The sequence below is a fragment of the Micromonospora sp. LH3U1 genome (genome assembly GCF_028475105.1).
Lineage (GTDB): Bacteria > Actinomycetota > Actinomycetes > Mycobacteriales > Micromonosporaceae > Micromonospora.
In genome coordinates, this window is the sequence record NZ_CP116936.1 from 535819 (window position 1) to 549344 (window position 13526).

General features: G+C 70.4%; 16 protein-coding genes. 8 read left to right on the top strand and 8 right to left on the bottom strand.

The window, feature by feature from the left end; genetic code table 11:
- Position 1: 1 nt before the first annotated feature.
- From PCA76_RS02480 to ku, 4 genes are all read right to left on the bottom strand, one after another.
- Positions 2 to 826, bottom strand: coding sequence for an SCO6745 family protein (locus tag PCA76_RS02480; RefSeq protein ID WP_272619139.1), 825 nt, complete (start codon positions 824 to 826; stop codon positions 2 to 4).
- 189 nt (positions 827 to 1015) lie between these two features.
- Positions 1016 to 1729 (bottom strand): FKBP-type peptidyl-prolyl cis-trans isomerase, encoded by a 714-nt coding sequence (locus PCA76_RS02485; RefSeq protein ID WP_272619140.1) that lies wholly within the window; start codon positions 1727 to 1729, stop codon positions 1016 to 1018.
- A 111-nt stretch (positions 1730 to 1840) separates the two neighbouring features.
- Positions 1841 to 2479, bottom strand: coding sequence for a DUF4241 domain-containing protein (locus PCA76_RS02490; RefSeq protein WP_272614978.1), 639 nt, complete (start codon positions 2477 to 2479; stop codon positions 1841 to 1843).
- Positions 2480 to 2552: 73 nt separating this feature from the next.
- Positions 2553 to 3578, bottom strand: a complete 1026-nt coding sequence (gene ku / locus PCA76_RS02495) for a non-homologous end joining protein Ku (protein ID WP_272614979.1) — start codon at positions 3576 to 3578, stop codon at positions 2553 to 2555.
- 85 nt (positions 3579 to 3663) lie between these two features.
- On the opposite strand from ku, the gene ligD (PCA76_RS02500) reads away from it, so the two are divergent.
- Positions 3664 to 4605, top strand: coding sequence for a non-homologous end-joining DNA ligase (gene ligD, locus PCA76_RS02500; RefSeq protein ID WP_272614980.1), 942 nt, complete (start codon positions 3664 to 3666; stop codon positions 4603 to 4605).
- Positions 4595 to 5506 (top strand): non-homologous end-joining DNA ligase, encoded by a 912-nt coding sequence (gene ligD, locus PCA76_RS02505; RefSeq protein ID WP_272614981.1) that lies wholly within the window; start codon positions 4595 to 4597, stop codon positions 5504 to 5506. The genes ligD (PCA76_RS02500) and ligD (PCA76_RS02505) overlap by 11 nt, the downstream gene beginning before the upstream one ends.
- Here ligD (PCA76_RS02505) and PCA76_RS02510 read toward each other — a convergent pair.
- Positions 5418 to 6620, bottom strand: a complete 1203-nt coding sequence (locus PCA76_RS02510; protein WP_272614982.1) for a hypothetical protein — start codon at positions 6618 to 6620, stop codon at positions 5418 to 5420. The two genes, ligD (PCA76_RS02505) and PCA76_RS02510, sit on opposite strands and share 89 nt — an antisense overlap.
- A 139-nt stretch (positions 6621 to 6759) precedes the next feature.
- On the opposite strand from PCA76_RS02510, the gene PCA76_RS02515 reads away from it, so the two are divergent.
- The 4 genes from PCA76_RS02515 (at position 6760) to PCA76_RS02530 (ending at position 9444) form a co-directional block, all read left to right on the top strand.
- A complete protein-coding gene (locus PCA76_RS02515; protein WP_272614983.1) occupies positions 6760 to 7512 on the top strand; it encodes a TIGR03089 family protein in 753 nt (250 codons plus the stop codon).
- A 56-nt stretch (positions 7513 to 7568) separates the two neighbouring features.
- Entirely contained in the window at positions 7569 to 7814 is a 246-nt protein-coding gene (locus tag PCA76_RS02520; RefSeq protein WP_272614984.1) for a toxin HicA, read from the top strand.
- Positions 7814 to 8158: a type II toxin-antitoxin system HicB family antitoxin gene (locus PCA76_RS02525; protein WP_272614986.1), complete on the top strand. Its 345-nt coding sequence runs from the start codon at positions 7814 to 7816 to the stop codon at positions 8156 to 8158. The genes PCA76_RS02520 and PCA76_RS02525 overlap by 1 nt, the downstream gene beginning before the upstream one ends.
- Positions 8159 to 8760: 602 nt before the next feature.
- The gene (locus tag PCA76_RS02530) at positions 8761 to 9444 is read left to right on the top strand and encodes a hypothetical protein (protein WP_272614987.1); all 684 of its coding nucleotides are present in this window, start codon (positions 8761 to 8763) and stop codon (positions 9442 to 9444) included.
- A gap of 104 nt (positions 9445 to 9548) precedes the next feature.
- On the opposite strand, the gene PCA76_RS02535 is transcribed toward PCA76_RS02530, so the two are convergent.
- Positions 9549 to 9920, bottom strand: a complete 372-nt coding sequence (locus tag PCA76_RS02535; RefSeq protein ID WP_272614988.1) for a DUF4267 domain-containing protein — start codon at positions 9918 to 9920, stop codon at positions 9549 to 9551.
- 87 nt (positions 9921 to 10007) lie between these two features.
- Here PCA76_RS02535 and PCA76_RS02540 point away from each other — a divergent pair, with 87 nt between their 5' ends.
- Complete coding sequence (locus PCA76_RS02540; RefSeq protein ID WP_272614990.1) at positions 10008 to 10580, top strand: TetR/AcrR family transcriptional regulator; 573 nt, start codon at positions 10008 to 10010, stop codon at positions 10578 to 10580.
- Between the two features lie 4 nt (positions 10581 to 10584).
- Here PCA76_RS02540 and PCA76_RS02545 read toward each other — a convergent pair whose 3' ends face one another.
- On the bottom strand, positions 10585 to 10851 hold the full coding sequence (locus tag PCA76_RS02545) for a hypothetical protein (RefSeq protein WP_272614991.1): 267 nt from the start codon (positions 10849 to 10851) through the stop codon (positions 10585 to 10587).
- Between the two features lie 468 nt (positions 10852 to 11319).
- On the opposite strand from PCA76_RS02545, the gene PCA76_RS02550 reads away from it, so the two are divergent.
- Complete coding sequence (locus PCA76_RS02550; protein ID WP_272614992.1) at positions 11320 to 11553, top strand: winged helix-turn-helix domain-containing protein; 234 nt, start codon at positions 11320 to 11322, stop codon at positions 11551 to 11553.
- A 136-nt stretch (positions 11554 to 11689) separates the two neighbouring features.
- Here PCA76_RS02550 and PCA76_RS02555 read toward each other — a convergent pair whose 3' ends face one another.
- A complete protein-coding gene (locus PCA76_RS02555) occupies positions 11690 to 13369 on the bottom strand; it encodes a DNA repair helicase XPB (RefSeq protein ID WP_272614993.1) in 1680 nt (559 codons plus the stop codon).
- Positions 13370 to 13526: the final 157 nt, after the last annotated feature.

Below are 13526 nucleotides of genomic sequence, written 5' to 3' on the forward strand. Positions count from 1 at the left end.
GTCAGCCGGGCAGCGCGGGCAGCCCGATCGGGCTGCCCGCCGGGATCAACGTGTGGCAGGACCGGGCGATGGGTTCCAGCAGCTCCCGAACCCGGCCCGCGCCGTCCTGGCCGAGCGCCTGCCACGGGTGCGCGGCGGCCCGGTCGGTGGCGTCCTCGACGGCCTGGAACTCGGCCCGGCCGTGCTCGGTGGCCGAGCCGTCCCCGGTCAGCCAGCCCCGCTGCGCCAGCCGCTCGCGGGCGGCGTACCACTGCTCCTCGGACCAGCCCCGGCCCAGCAGGTTCACCGGCGACATGTCCACCGCGACCCGCCAGGCCAGCGTCTCCACCGGGTCCAGGCCGGCGGCCACCAGCGCCGCCACGTGCCCGTCGCCCCGGTGCTCGCGCAGCGTGGTGGTGGCCTGCCAGATCCGGGCCAGCGGGTACTCCCCGATCGGCAGCGCCGCGTTGGCCCCGCCGAGCACCCGGCCCGCCGTCTGCGCCGCCTTGGCGGCCTCCTCCAGCAGGTCTGCGGCCTCCGAGAGGTGCGTCTCCGGCAGCTCGTAGGTCAGCTCGGCGAGGGCCTGCACCGCGCCGGTCAGCCGGGCACGCAGTGCCTCCTGCGGGGTGGCCAACCGCCACACCGCGGGCAGCGCCCGGGCAACCATCGGTGGCGCGAAGCTGAAGAAGGCGGCGATCACCGGGGCCGCCTCGGTCGCGCCCAGCGGAGCGGACCGGCCGGCGAAGTATCCCCGCCAGTAGCCGCGCAGCCCGACCGCCTCGTACGCGGCTCGGGCCCGGGGGTGGAAGTAGGTGACGGCGTGCACCGGCTCGAAGTACGCCCACATCAACCGGGCGGTCCGCCCAGGTTCGTCCAGCGCCGTCACATGTACCTCCGCGTCCCGGTCCCGGATGCTCACCCCGGGCGGTGAACCGCCCGGGGTGACGCCGAACCTACTGCCGCAGGGTGACGGGCCGGAAGCCCCATGTGAACAACTCCATCGCAGCCCGGCGACAACCGGGGCGATCCGGACAGATCACTGGGCGGCGAGCACGTCCACCACGAAGCGCAGCGGACCGGTCGGGCGTCCACCGGCGGCGGCCTCGTCGTTGCCGTACGCCAGCTCGCCCGGGATGTCGAGCTGCACCCGGCTGCCCACGGTCACGCCGACCAGGCCCTGGTCCCAGCCGGGGATGACCTGACCAACGCCGATCGGGAAGGTGGCCGGCTGCCCGGCCTTCCAGGAGGAGTCGAACTCCTTGCCGTCCTTGAAGAACACCCCCACGTAGTTGGTGGTGATGGTCTGACCCTTCTGCACGGCCGGGCCCGTCCCCTTGATCAGCGGGGTGACCGCGAGCTTCTTGAGCTCACCCGTGCCCGCGGCGACCGTCGGCTTGGTGCCCAGCGCCGGGTCGGCGCCCTCGGGCAGCTGCGGGGCGGGCGGTGCGCCGGCCGCGTCGGGAGCCGGGGCGGAGGCGGACGGCGTCGCGTCGGCCTGGTTGGCGGGCTTGTCCTTGCCCCCGCCGATCGTCACGAAGACGGCGATCAACACCCCGGCCACGGCGAGGGCGGCGAGGCTGCTGATCACCGCGTTGCGCTTCCGCTTCGCGTCGGCCGCCTGCTTCTCCGCCAGCTGGGCGGCCAGCCGGCGCCCCGACTTGGTCGCCGTGCTCTGGTCCTGGCCTGCCGACCGGTTCTGCTGCGTCCGCTCGCTCACGTCGTCGACTCCCTGCTGAGGTGTGGCCGGCACCTGGTGCCGGGGGGAAAGCCGACGCACACGGTACCCGCACCGCGGCCTACCGTGCCCGCCGCGGACTCCTCGGATCGCTCAGTGGGGCAGTTCCGGTGCGTTCCCGGGCGGTTATTCCGGGACCACCATGAAGTCCGTCACGAACGAGGTGACCCGGCCGTCGGCGGCGCGCCCGATCCAGGTTCCGTAGCAGCCGTCGCCCCAGCCGGTGGCCACGGTGACGACGTTGGCGCCGGTGGCCTCGTCCAGGACAGCGGTGATCAGCCCCGGGACCGGCGACGAGGGCGGCTCGGTCGGGATGAAGACCTCCTCGACCTGGTCCTCGTCCCAGCCTTCGAGGACGGCGAGCGCCGTCGGGTCGGCGAGGGTGCCGGCGCCCGCGTCCACCCCGTACCCGAAGTAGTCGTCCGCGCCGAGCTTGCTGACGTCCTGGTCGCCCGCGACGGCCGGTTCCCAGCGGGTCGTCGGCTCGTCGGAGACCACCAGCTCCAGCGCGGCCACCCGCCGGTCCACCTCGGCATCCTCGCGGAGCACCACGGCCACCCAGGCGCGGGCGGGATGCCGCCCCGGGGGCACGGTCACCGTGAACGGCTCGGCCTCCGGGCAGACCAGCGGGTCACAGCCAACCACCTGGCCGGTCGGCAGCACGATGTCTCCCACCGGGTGGGCCTCGATCAGGTACGCGCCGTGCTCGTCGGTGAAGCGGGAGCCGGGCGTCAGCAACCGGTCCAGATCAGGGGTGTACGGCATGAGGGCTCCTCCGGTGGCCAGCGGCCGGCGGAGCGTACCCGGCTCGGCGGACACCGCCGTCGCGGCCGTACGGTCAGGCGCTCTTGCGGGGTGCGGTCTTGCGCGCGGCCGTCTTCTTCGCCGGCTCCGCCTTCTTCGCGGCCGTCTTCTTGGCGGCGGTCTTCTTCGCCGGCTCCGCTGTCTTCTTCTCGGCGGTCTTCTTCGCCGCTGGTTTCTTCGCCGGTGCCTTGGCGGCCTTCTTCTCGGCCGCCTTCTGTGCCGACCGGGCCGACGAGATGGGTGTCGGCACACCGCCGCCACCACCGCCTGCGGGTTGCTCGCCGCGGGCCGCCTTGGCGCGTTCCACCGACGCCTTCAACGCGGCCATCAGGTCCACCGCAGCCGCTGGCGCCTCCTCGACCTCCTCCGGTTGGACGACCTCCCGACCCTCCACCTTGGCGTCGATGACCTCCTGCAACGCGGCCCGGTAGTCGTCGGTGAAGACGTCCGGCTCGAACTCACCGGTCATGGAGTCGATCAGGGAGCTGGCCATCGCCAGCTCCGGCGGGCGCACCTTGAGGTCCTCGTCGAGGAAACCAAAGTCCGGGGTACGGATCTCGTCCGGCCAGAGCATGGTGTTGAGCAGCAGCACACCCTCACGGACCCGCAGCGTGGCGAGCTGCTCCCGCTGGCGAAGCGCCACCTTGACGATGGCCACCCGCTCCGAGTCGATCAGCGCGTCGCGCAGCAGCACGTACGGCTTGGTCGCCGCGCCCTCCGGCTCGAGAAAATAGGCCTTGTTGTAGAGGATCGGGTCGACCTGCTCGGCCGGAACGAACTCCAGCACATCGATCGCGCGCGAGCTGGTCAGCGGCAGTTCGGCGAAGTCTTCGTCGGTGAGGATCACCATCTCGCCGCCGCCGATGTCGTAGCCCTTGGCGATGTCGTCGTAGGTGACTTCCTCGCCGCAGACCGAGCAGGTGCGCTTGTAGCGGATCCGGCCACCGTCCTCACGGTGCACCTGGTGGAACCGAATGTCCTTCTCCTCGGTGGCCGAGTAGAGCTTCACCCCGATCGAGACGAGCCCGAACGACACGGCTCCCTTCCAGATGGCACGCATCCTGCGCTCCCTTCCCCGGTATCGACCATGCTCGCATCCGAAAGAACCGGACGCGAGGTGTTCGGCCTGCTACTACAGTCGGGTCGTGCCCGGCGCGCCGCTCAAGCCGATGCTCGCGATGACCGGGCCGCTCCCGGCGGGTGACGGCTGGGCATACGAGTTCAAGTGGGATGGGGTCCGCGCGCTCGCCGACATCTCCGACGGTGGACAGCACCTGTACGCCCGCTCCGGCGTGGAGATCACCGCTGCCTACCCCGAACTGGCGACCCTGCCCGAGCAGGTCGGCGACGCGTTGCTCGACGGCGAGGTGGTGCTGCTCGGCGAGGGCGGCCAACCGTCGTTCACCGCGTTGGCCGAGCGGATGCACGTGCGGGACCGGAACAAGGCGGCCCGGTTGGCCGCCGTCATGCCGGTGACGTACATGATCTTCGACCTGCTCCGCCTGAACGGCGATGACCTGACCGGCTGGTCGTACGAGCGCCGCCGGGAGGCCCTGGAAGCGCTCGCGCTCGGCGGCGCCCGGTGGGCGGTGCCTCCGATGTTCGCGGACGGGCCGGCCACCTACGAGGCGGCCGGCGAGCACGGCCTGGAGGGCGTGATGGCCAAGCGGGTCGGGGCCGTCTACCGCCCGGGGGTGCGCTCGCCGGACTGGGTGAAGGTCAAGCTGGAGGTGACCGGTGACTTCGTCATCGGCGGTTGGCGACCGGGCGCGCGTCGGATCGGTGGGCTGCTGGTCGGGGTGCCCGGCCCGGACGGTCGGTTGATCTACCGGGGGCGGGTCGGTGGAGGGATCGGCGCCGCTATCGAACGCCAGCTCCTCGCTGAGCTGGAGCCGCTGCGCTCCGGTGTGTCCCCGTTCGCGCCGGGCGTGCCGCGCGAGGATGCCCGAGGTGCCATCTGGGTAACACCCAACGTGGTGGTGGAGGTGAAGTACGGCCAGCGCACCCCCGACGGCCGGCTGCGCTTCCCCCGGGTGCTGCGGTTGCGCCCGGACAAGCCGCCGGAGGAGGTCGACGATGCCGGCTGAGCGGCTACGGGTGGACGTCGAGGGCCGCCCACTGGAGCTGTCCAACCTGGACAAGGTGCTCTATCCGGCGGCCGGCTTCACCAAGGGCGAGGTGATCGACTACTACACCCGGATCTCCCCGGTGCTGCTGCCGCACCTGCGGGACCGACCGGTCACCCGGATCCGCTTCCCCAACGGGGTGGACGACAAGTCGTTCTTCGAGAAGAACACGCCGGCCGCGACCCCGGACTGGGTGCGCGTGGAAAATCTGCCCGCGCCCGGGTCGACCAAGGGCCGGGAGACCATCGACTACGTGGTCGCCGACGACCTGCCCACCCTGGTCTGGCTGGCCAACCTGGCCGCCCTGGAGCTGCACACGCCGCAGTGGAAGGTCGGCGAGCACCCGGACATGATGGTGGTCGACCTGGACCCGGGGCCGCCGGCCGGGCTCGCCGAGTGTTGCCCGGTGGCGGTGCTGATGCGCGACCGCCTCGCTGCCGACGGCATCGACTCGTACCCGAAGACCTCCGGCAAGAAGGGCATGCAGCTCTGCTGCCCGATCGCGGGCACCCAGTCGTCCGACGTCGTCTCCGAATACGCCCGACGCATCGCCCAGGAGCTGGAGAAGGCCCACCCGAAGCTGATCGTGTCGAAGATGGCGAAGAACCTGCGCCCGGGCAAGGTCTTCATCGACTGGAGTCAGAACAACGCGGCGAAGACCACCGTGGCGCCGTACTCCCTGCGCGCCCAGTCGGTGCCATCGGTGTCGACGCCGCTGACCTGGGACGAGGTGGAGGCCGGCGCACGCGGCCGGAAGCCGGCCGTCCGCCAGTTCACCGCCGCCGAGGTCCTGGCCCGGGTCGAGGAGTACGACGACCTGCTCGCCCCACTGCTCGACGGAGGCCCGGAACTTCCGAGCTGACGCTAGGCCCCGTTCTGGCATCCGCGTGCGGTCGTGGTGACGGTGGGTTTCTGGACGGCGGCCGGCAGCGGTACCGCAGCCGCCACCAGGCACCCCCGACCAGGGCGACCGTGATGATGGTGACCGCGACGTCGCCGGCCAGGGCCGCCGCCGGGGAGGCCGGGGAGTACGGCGGCACCAGGTACGCGAACGCGGCGGCGCTGACCAGGCTCGCCGTGCCGGCGGCGAGCACGTGTCGCTGCCCCCAACCGCCGCGCGACGACCAGTACGCGATCAGCCCTCCGACGGCAGCGGCGAGCGCCAGCGCGATGGCCACCCCCGCCCAGCCGGGCGTCAGGTCGGCGCCGATTCGGACCAGGACCACCACCGCACCTATCCAGAGCGGGTGCGGCACCCGGTCTCTGCGTCTCGCCGTGCCCGTCTCCGCCGGTCGCGGGCGGGGGTGGCGCCAGCGGGGCAGCAGGGCGGCCGCGATGAGGGCGAGGACCACCACGGCGGCGAAGGCCAGCTGGAGCGGGCTGGCCAGGAAGCCCTTCCGGCCGCTGCTGTCGGAGAAGATCAGCAGACTGCCGAGCAGGTAGATCACGCCGATCACGGTGAGCCCGGGCCGGGCCAGCCATGGCCGGAGCCGACGGTCCGACCCGAGGAACGACTCGATGAGCACGATCGGCGCGCAGATGGTCAGCACGATGTGGTTGCCCACGTAGTCGAAGGCCTGCCGGAGGCTGAAATCGAGCCCCGGCACCAACGTGGCCTCGGCGGCGGAACGGGTGTCGGCGTACTGCGTGTCGTCCAGGTAGTCGGGATTGAACAGCGACTGGTCGACAAGACCCGCCTGGAGTACGCCGAACGCGGCGGCGAGCAGCACGATCGTCGGCCAACCCGCGCCGAGGTGCCGGGCGGTCTCCCTGATCAGGATCGCCGCACCGCCGTACATCGGACCGAGGAAGATCAGCACCGGCAGGAAGTCGTCGAGGGCGAAGCCACCCCACGAGCACTCGGCCGCCCAGGGCGCGAGCAGCAGTAACGCGATCACCGGCAGGAGCCGGCGGCGCAGCGGAAGACGGTCGGTGGTGGCGGCGCGGTCGGTGGCGGGATGGGGCTTGGCCGGCATGGGCGCTCCTCGGCGGCTGGCGGGTCACCTCGTACCGTGCCGGGGCCACCCGGGCAGCCGCTACGGCCATCGGCAGACGACGGGTGCGACGAAAGTCGTTGGGTAGGGTGGGCCGACGTCGCACTCGGGGAGCGTGGAGATGCAGCCAACTATCACGGCCGACCTGGCGGCTCAGCCCGCCGACGCCGAGCGCCCGCTGCTCAGCTACCGCGACGAGGCGACCGGCGAGCGTGTCGACCTGACGGCGTACCAGGTCGGTTCCTGGGCGGCGCGGAGCGCGAGTCTGCTGCGGGACGGCTGCGGGCTCGGCCCGGGCAGCCGCGTAGCGGTGCTGTTGCCTCCGCACTGGCGTACCGCCGCCGTGTTGTTGGGCGCCTGGGCGTCCGGCCTGGCGGTGTCGTTCCGGCCCCGCGCCACCGCGGGCCTGCCGGTGCTGGAACCGGGCGGCGACCGGCCGTTCGACGCGGTCTTCGTGACGCCGGAGCGGCAGGACGATTGGCTGGAGGAGGTGCCGGACGCGCCGCACCGCTATCTCGTCGGCACCGGGCCGGGGCGGCTGGACGACGTGCCCCTGGGCTGGTTGGACTGGTCCGCCGAGGTGCTTCGGCACGGCGACGGCGCGCCCGACCACACGGCCATCCACCCGTCGGACCCGGCCAGCGCGGACGGCACCACCTACGGTCAGTGGGGTGCGCTCGCCCAGGAGTTCGCCACGATGCTGGACCTGCGTGCCGGCGATCGGCTGCTGGTCGACGCCGCCGAGCACGAGCAGCCGCTGAAGTGGTTGCTCGCCCCGCTCTCCGCCGGTGCGTCCGTGGTGATCAGCGCCAACCTCGACCCGGCGCGACGCGACGCCCTGGTCGCCGCCGAGCAGATCACCCGGGTCCTCTGAGCCGTCCGGCCGGTCAAAGCGTGCAGCGATGGTACCGCAGGTAGTACTATCGCGATGTGCCCTCGATAGCCAAGCTCGTTGAAGCGATGCGTCAGCGCCAGCAGAACATCGCCTACAACGATCTTTATCGGGTGTGCGAACACTATTTTGGGAAGCCGCGGCAGGTAGGCACCTCGCATGCCGTGTTCAGGATGCCGTGGGCCGGTGATCCACGCGTCAACATCCAGGACGACAAGGGCAAGGCCAAGGCGTACCAGGTCCGACAGGTCCTCAAGGCGATCGACAAGAAGGAGGCCATGTGATGCACCCCGATTCCCGTCCCGAAATCACGCACTACACATACCGCGTCACCTGGTCGGTCGATGATCAGGAGTTCGTCGCCACCTGCGTCGAGTTTCCGTCGCTCTCCTGGCTGGCCCCCGCACAGGTGGAGGCGCTGCAAGGCCTCCAGAGTCTCTTGCAGGACGCGATCGCGGACATGGAGGAGCAGGGCGAGGCGGTGCCGCAGCCCTTCGCGGAGCGCAGCTACTCAGGCAAGTTCAACCTCCGCGTCGGGGAGAGCCTGCATCGTGAGCTCGCCATCGAGGCCGCCGAGGACGGGATGAGTCTCAACCAGTACGTCCTACGTAAGCTCCGCGCCGCCTGAGCAGTCGAACAGAGTGTTGTTGATCAACTAACTGTTCATCCCTACAGCGTCCGCCTCTCATCAGGCTTGGCTGGCGAGTTTGCACAGAGCCGGCAGGGTCATCGAACGGCACATGACGCACGAAACACGTGCGCGTAGGAAGCGAACACGCGGACTCCTCTCCGCGATGGCGCTCGTCCTCATCGCCGGACCGGCAACGGCCTTCGGCCCCACACTGGCGGAAGCACAGACGGCCCCGACCAGCGGCAACGCGCCGCTGATCAGCCTGAACGACGGGCAGAACCTTGAGGGCAAGGTCCCCGTCGTCGTCGCACCCGTCACCGAGAACGACTCCGTGACGACCCTCGCGGTCGACGGCGACAAGATCGGCGCCGACAAGACCGCCGGCACCGCCCACTTCGCCTTCGAGATGGGTGGCAACGGCACCGAGGCCCGCTATCGCAACTACCTCACCCGTCCGGTGGAGTCGACGCGTTCCACCGTTTCTCACGTTTCGCCTGCTCTTACGCTTCGCCGCAGGCACGTGCGCGGTCGGAGCGCACTCTCCACACGGCGGAGGGGCAATGGCGTCGAGGCGTACACGTCGGACTGTGGTTTCGGCGGTGGCCGGCGCACTCTTCGCCCTCGGTGTGGTCGCGCCCGGCCCGGCCGCCGCCCCACTGCCCCTTGCGGCCCAGGCCGACGGCGTTGATGCCCCCGGTTCGCGGGAGCCGCGTCCCCCGCAGTTGCCGGCAGACTTCCAGGGCACCGGCCGGTACATCGTGCGCGACCTCGGCATCGACGTGCCGTTCACCTGGCAGGGCAGGGACGGCAACAGCCAGATGATCGCCGGAGGTGCCGAGTATCCGATCTGGTTCACCAACCTGATCTACGAGAACACGCTCTACACGCTCACCTACAAGTGGCCGAACATCCCGCTGTTCCCGCCGCGCGCGTGCAGCAAGGTCCCGGGGTTCTTCAACCGCCAGATCTTCAACGACAAGCTGAAGACCGCGCGTTTCGTGGGGCCGGAGATCCTGCAAGGCGAGAAGGACCGGCAGGTCGACCACTGGCGGGTCGGGGTCGTCGGGGGTTCCACCGTGCCGGGCGAGTTCTTCCGGTTCCCGCTCGCGCTCGGTGACATCTACGTGGACCAGCGGGACCCGAGCCGGTGGTGGCAGGTGCTGCAGTTCGGCCTACAGAACCTCTTCGACCCGGAGCTGGACGAGTGGTTCACGATGGACACGTTCGACCACCGCCCCGGCGCAGTCACCCTCCCCGACCGCTGCCCACCACCCACGTCGTGACGCTTTCAGTTGATCAAGAGGTTTGCGTCATCTTGCGAGCGATCGGTGACCCAAACCTCTTGATCAACGCGGCTAGGTGTTGCCCGGCGGGGTGGTTCCGGTCTTTACAGGGCGAACAGCAGGGCGGCGTCGAGGAGGACGACGACGGCGGTGGCGAAGTGGATGCCGAATGCGACGACCTTCGTACCGCCGTTCCGTAGTACGACGACGGTGTCGCCCAGCGGGTTGAGCGCGACGATCAGCATGAACCACGCGACCGCGTCGGCGGTGGTGAAGGCGATCAGGGCGAGGCCGAGCAGCCCGTAGCTGAGATCGCGTAGGCCCTTGACCGTGAGGTAGGCGGGGTCTCCGTCCGGCCGGGCCGGCACCCCGTACCCGGCCGCCGCGGCCCCGGGCGCCAGCAGGAACCGCGCACCGATCAGGACGACGAAGAGGCTGAGCACAATGGCGAGCCCGTAGGCGAGAGGGGTCAGCATGGTTCGCTCCAATTCCTAGCGCTGCTAGATGCAGAAGCGACGCTAGCAGAGCACTGGCAGCAACGCTAGCAATGCTAGAATTGCGCCATGTCTACTCAGGCGCGCCGGGAGCGCGAGCGTGCGGAGCGGGAACGGACCATCGTCACCGCAGCGCGCGACCTGGCCTTGGCGGAAGGCTGGGACGCGGTGACCACCCGGCGGCTCGCCGCCGAGATCGAATACAGCCAGCCTGTCCTCTACAGCCACTTCAAGGGCAAGGACGCCATCATGGCGGCGGTCGCCGTCGACGGCTTCGCCGAATTGGCTACCGCACTAGCCTCGGCCCGCGCTTCGGCCACCGGTCCCCGGCAGGCGGTCGCCGACGTCGCGGCGGCGTACACCAGGTTCGCCGAGCAGCGGCCCGCCCTCTACGACGCGATGTTCACCCTCGCCGTGGACCTGCCGTTCGCCAGCCAGGACGCCCCGAGCGATCTGGCCCGGGGCTTCGCCGAACTGGCCGAGACGGTCCGCCCGATGGCCGGGGACGACGACCTGGAGACGTTCGCCGAGACGTTCTGGAGCGGTCTGCACGGGCTGGTCACGCTGATGCGCAGCGGCCGGCTCCGCCGCGCCGCGCACGACCGGCGGCTGGCGGTGCTGGTGCAACGCTTCTCCCGTTGAGCGGTCACCGACGGTTGAGCCAGGGCGCGCGTCGCGCGCAGTGTGCGGTGTGGTCGGTGGGCAGCGCACACCGCGCGCCGCCGGGCAGTGGTCGGTCGCAGAAGACCCAATGACGTACGTCCTGCGCGTCCTCGGCCGAGACGGTGACGCCGCCCGGCTCGACCCGTGCGCTGAGCCGGATCAGCACCCGTGCCGCGGTGCGCGCGAAGATCCGGGCGCGCAGCAGGTCCGGCGCGGTGATCGGCAGGTGGATCACCCAACGGTCGTTCATCGGTATCGGCGCCGTTCGCGGATCTGCCAGGGCCTCAGCGGTCTCCCACGCTGGAATGCGCTTGCCGGACGTGGTTCGTCGCGTCGCCTCGCCAGCCGACGGATCAGGTTGCGCACGGTGACTGCCCTTCGTCGGTTGGATCGACGTGAGGGGCGGCCGCCGCCGGTTGCGGTCGGCGGCGACCGCCCGCCCCGCGGCCGTTCCGGAGGTACGGCAGCAGGTCCGCGCCGGGGGAGCGCGGCGGGTGAGGTCTCGGCGGCGATGCGAGACCAGTACGAGAGGCGCCAACCGACCGCAGCAGCACCGCATCACCGAGAGCGACGCTACCGATACCTCTCACCTCTGTCAACGCTCTCTTGCCTGCCAGATCTCGCTGATGCGCTGACTGCATCTTCGCTGCCAGTTATTGCCGCTCTTTCACCTGGTGCTCGATACTGGTCGGGCCAACCGACTGCAAGGGGCCACCGCGTGCCGATTCCGCCAACCATGGACGAGTTGATCAACGATCTGCTGAGGCGGATCAAGGTCGGCGAGTTCCAACCCGGGTTGCAGATTCCGTCCACCCAGGAACTGTCCGATCACTACGACGTGTCCGTGTCGACCATCCACCGCGCGGTGGCGAGACTGCGAGGCGAGGGCGTGCTTGTCGGCCGGCCAGGTCGCGGCGTCTTCGTCGCGGAGTCCAAGTCCGGCCGGCGCTGACCCGACTCGCCGGCGAAGCCCCCGCTCGGTGCCGCCTCGGGACATGATCGACTCCGTATCGGCGATATCGGTGCTTCCAAGTGCCTCGGATACCGCGACATCAAGGAAACGGAGTCGATCAAGGCCGCGCGCGCGATCAGTCGACGGTGGGGAGCTTCGGGCCTAGGACGTCGTCGGCGTCGACGATCGTGTACGCGTAACCCTGCTCGGCGAGGAAGCGTTGCCGGTGTGCCGCGTACTCCGTGTCGATCGTGTCCCGGGAGACGACCGTGTAGAAGTGCGCCTGTCGACCGTCGGCCTTCGGTCGGAGCACCCGACCCAGCCGTTGCGCCTCCTCCTGGCGCGACCCGAACGTCCCCGACACCTGGATCGCCACCGCCGCCTCGGGCAGGTCGATCGAGAAGTTGCCGACCTTGGAGATCACCAGCGTGCGGATCTCACCGGTGCGGAACGCGTCGAACAGCCGCTCCCGCTCCTTGTTGGTCGTCGAGCCCTGGATGATCGGCGCGTCGAGGTATTCGCCGAGCTGGTGCAGCTGATCGATGTACGCGCCGATCACCAGCACCTGGTCGTTCGGGTGCCGGTCGACCAGCGCCTTGACCACCGGCAGCTTCGTGCGCGCGGTCGCCGCCATCCGGTAGCGCTCCTCGGCCTCCGCCGTCGCGTACGACATGCGCTCCGCGTCGGTCAGGGTCACCCTGACCTCGGTGCACTCGGCCGGCGCGATCCAGCCCTGCGACTCGATGTCCTTCCACGGCGCGTCGTACCGCTTGGGGCCGATCAGGCTGAACACGTCACCCTCGCGGCCGTCCTCGCGTACCAGAGTCGCGGTGAGGCCCAGCCGGCGGCGGGCCTGGAGGTCCGCGGTGAACCGGAAGATCGGCGCGGGCAGCAGGTGTACCTCGTCGTAGACGACCAGACCCCAGTCGCGGGCCCCGAACAGGTCGAGGTGGGTGAACGCGCCGCCGCGCCGTGCGGTGAGCACCTGGTACGTGGCGATGGTGACCGGGCGGATCTCCTTGCGCTCGCCGGAGTATTCCCCGATCTCCTCCTCGGTCAGCGAGGTGCGGGCGATCAGCTCCCGCTTCCACTGCCTCCCGGCGACCGTGTTGGTGACCAGGATCAGGGTGGTCGCCTTCGCCTCGGCCATCGCTGCCGCGCCGACCAGGGTCTTGCCTGCGCCGCACGGCAGCACCACCACACCCGACCCGCCGGCCCAGAACGCCTCGACGGCTTCCCGCTGGTACGACCGCAGCGTCCACGGCTTGCGCCCGTCCTTGCCGGCCTCGGCCAGCTCGATCGGGTGCGCCTCACCGTCGACGTAGCCGGCCAGGTCCTCCGCCGGCCAGCCCAGCTTGAGCAGCGCCTGCTTGAGCCGGCCACGCTCGGACGGGTGCACCCGGATCGTGTCGTCGTCGATCTTGTCGCCGAGCATGCCGGCGAGCTTCTTGCTCTTGGCCACCTCGATCAGCACCAGCCGGTCCAGCGCGCGCAGCACCAGGCCTTCAGCCGGGTCGTTGGCGAGCTGGAGCCGGCCGTACCGGTCCATCGTGTCGGCGACGTCCACCAGCAGCGCGTGCGGCACGGGGTAGCGGGAGTACTTGATCAGCGAGTCGACCACACCCTCGGCGTCGTGCCCCGCCGCCCGGGCGTTCCACAGACCCAGCGGGGTCAGCCGGTAGGTGTGCACGTGCTCGGGTGAGCGCTCCAACTCGGCGAACGGTGCGATCGCCATCCGGCACGCCTGCGCGTCAGGGTGGTCGATCTCCAGCAGCAGGGTCTTGTCCGACTGCACGATCAGTGGTCCACCGCTCACGCCAGCGTCCTCTCCTCGGTTGGCCGTCCGGCCGGAACGGGTCGCATACCCGCCGTCGGCCGACCATCCAGTGTTGCACGATGCGGGATGTTGGAAGAAAGATGCTCACCGGCCGCAACCGTGATGGCACTCACGAACGTCTAGTAAAGGGACGACT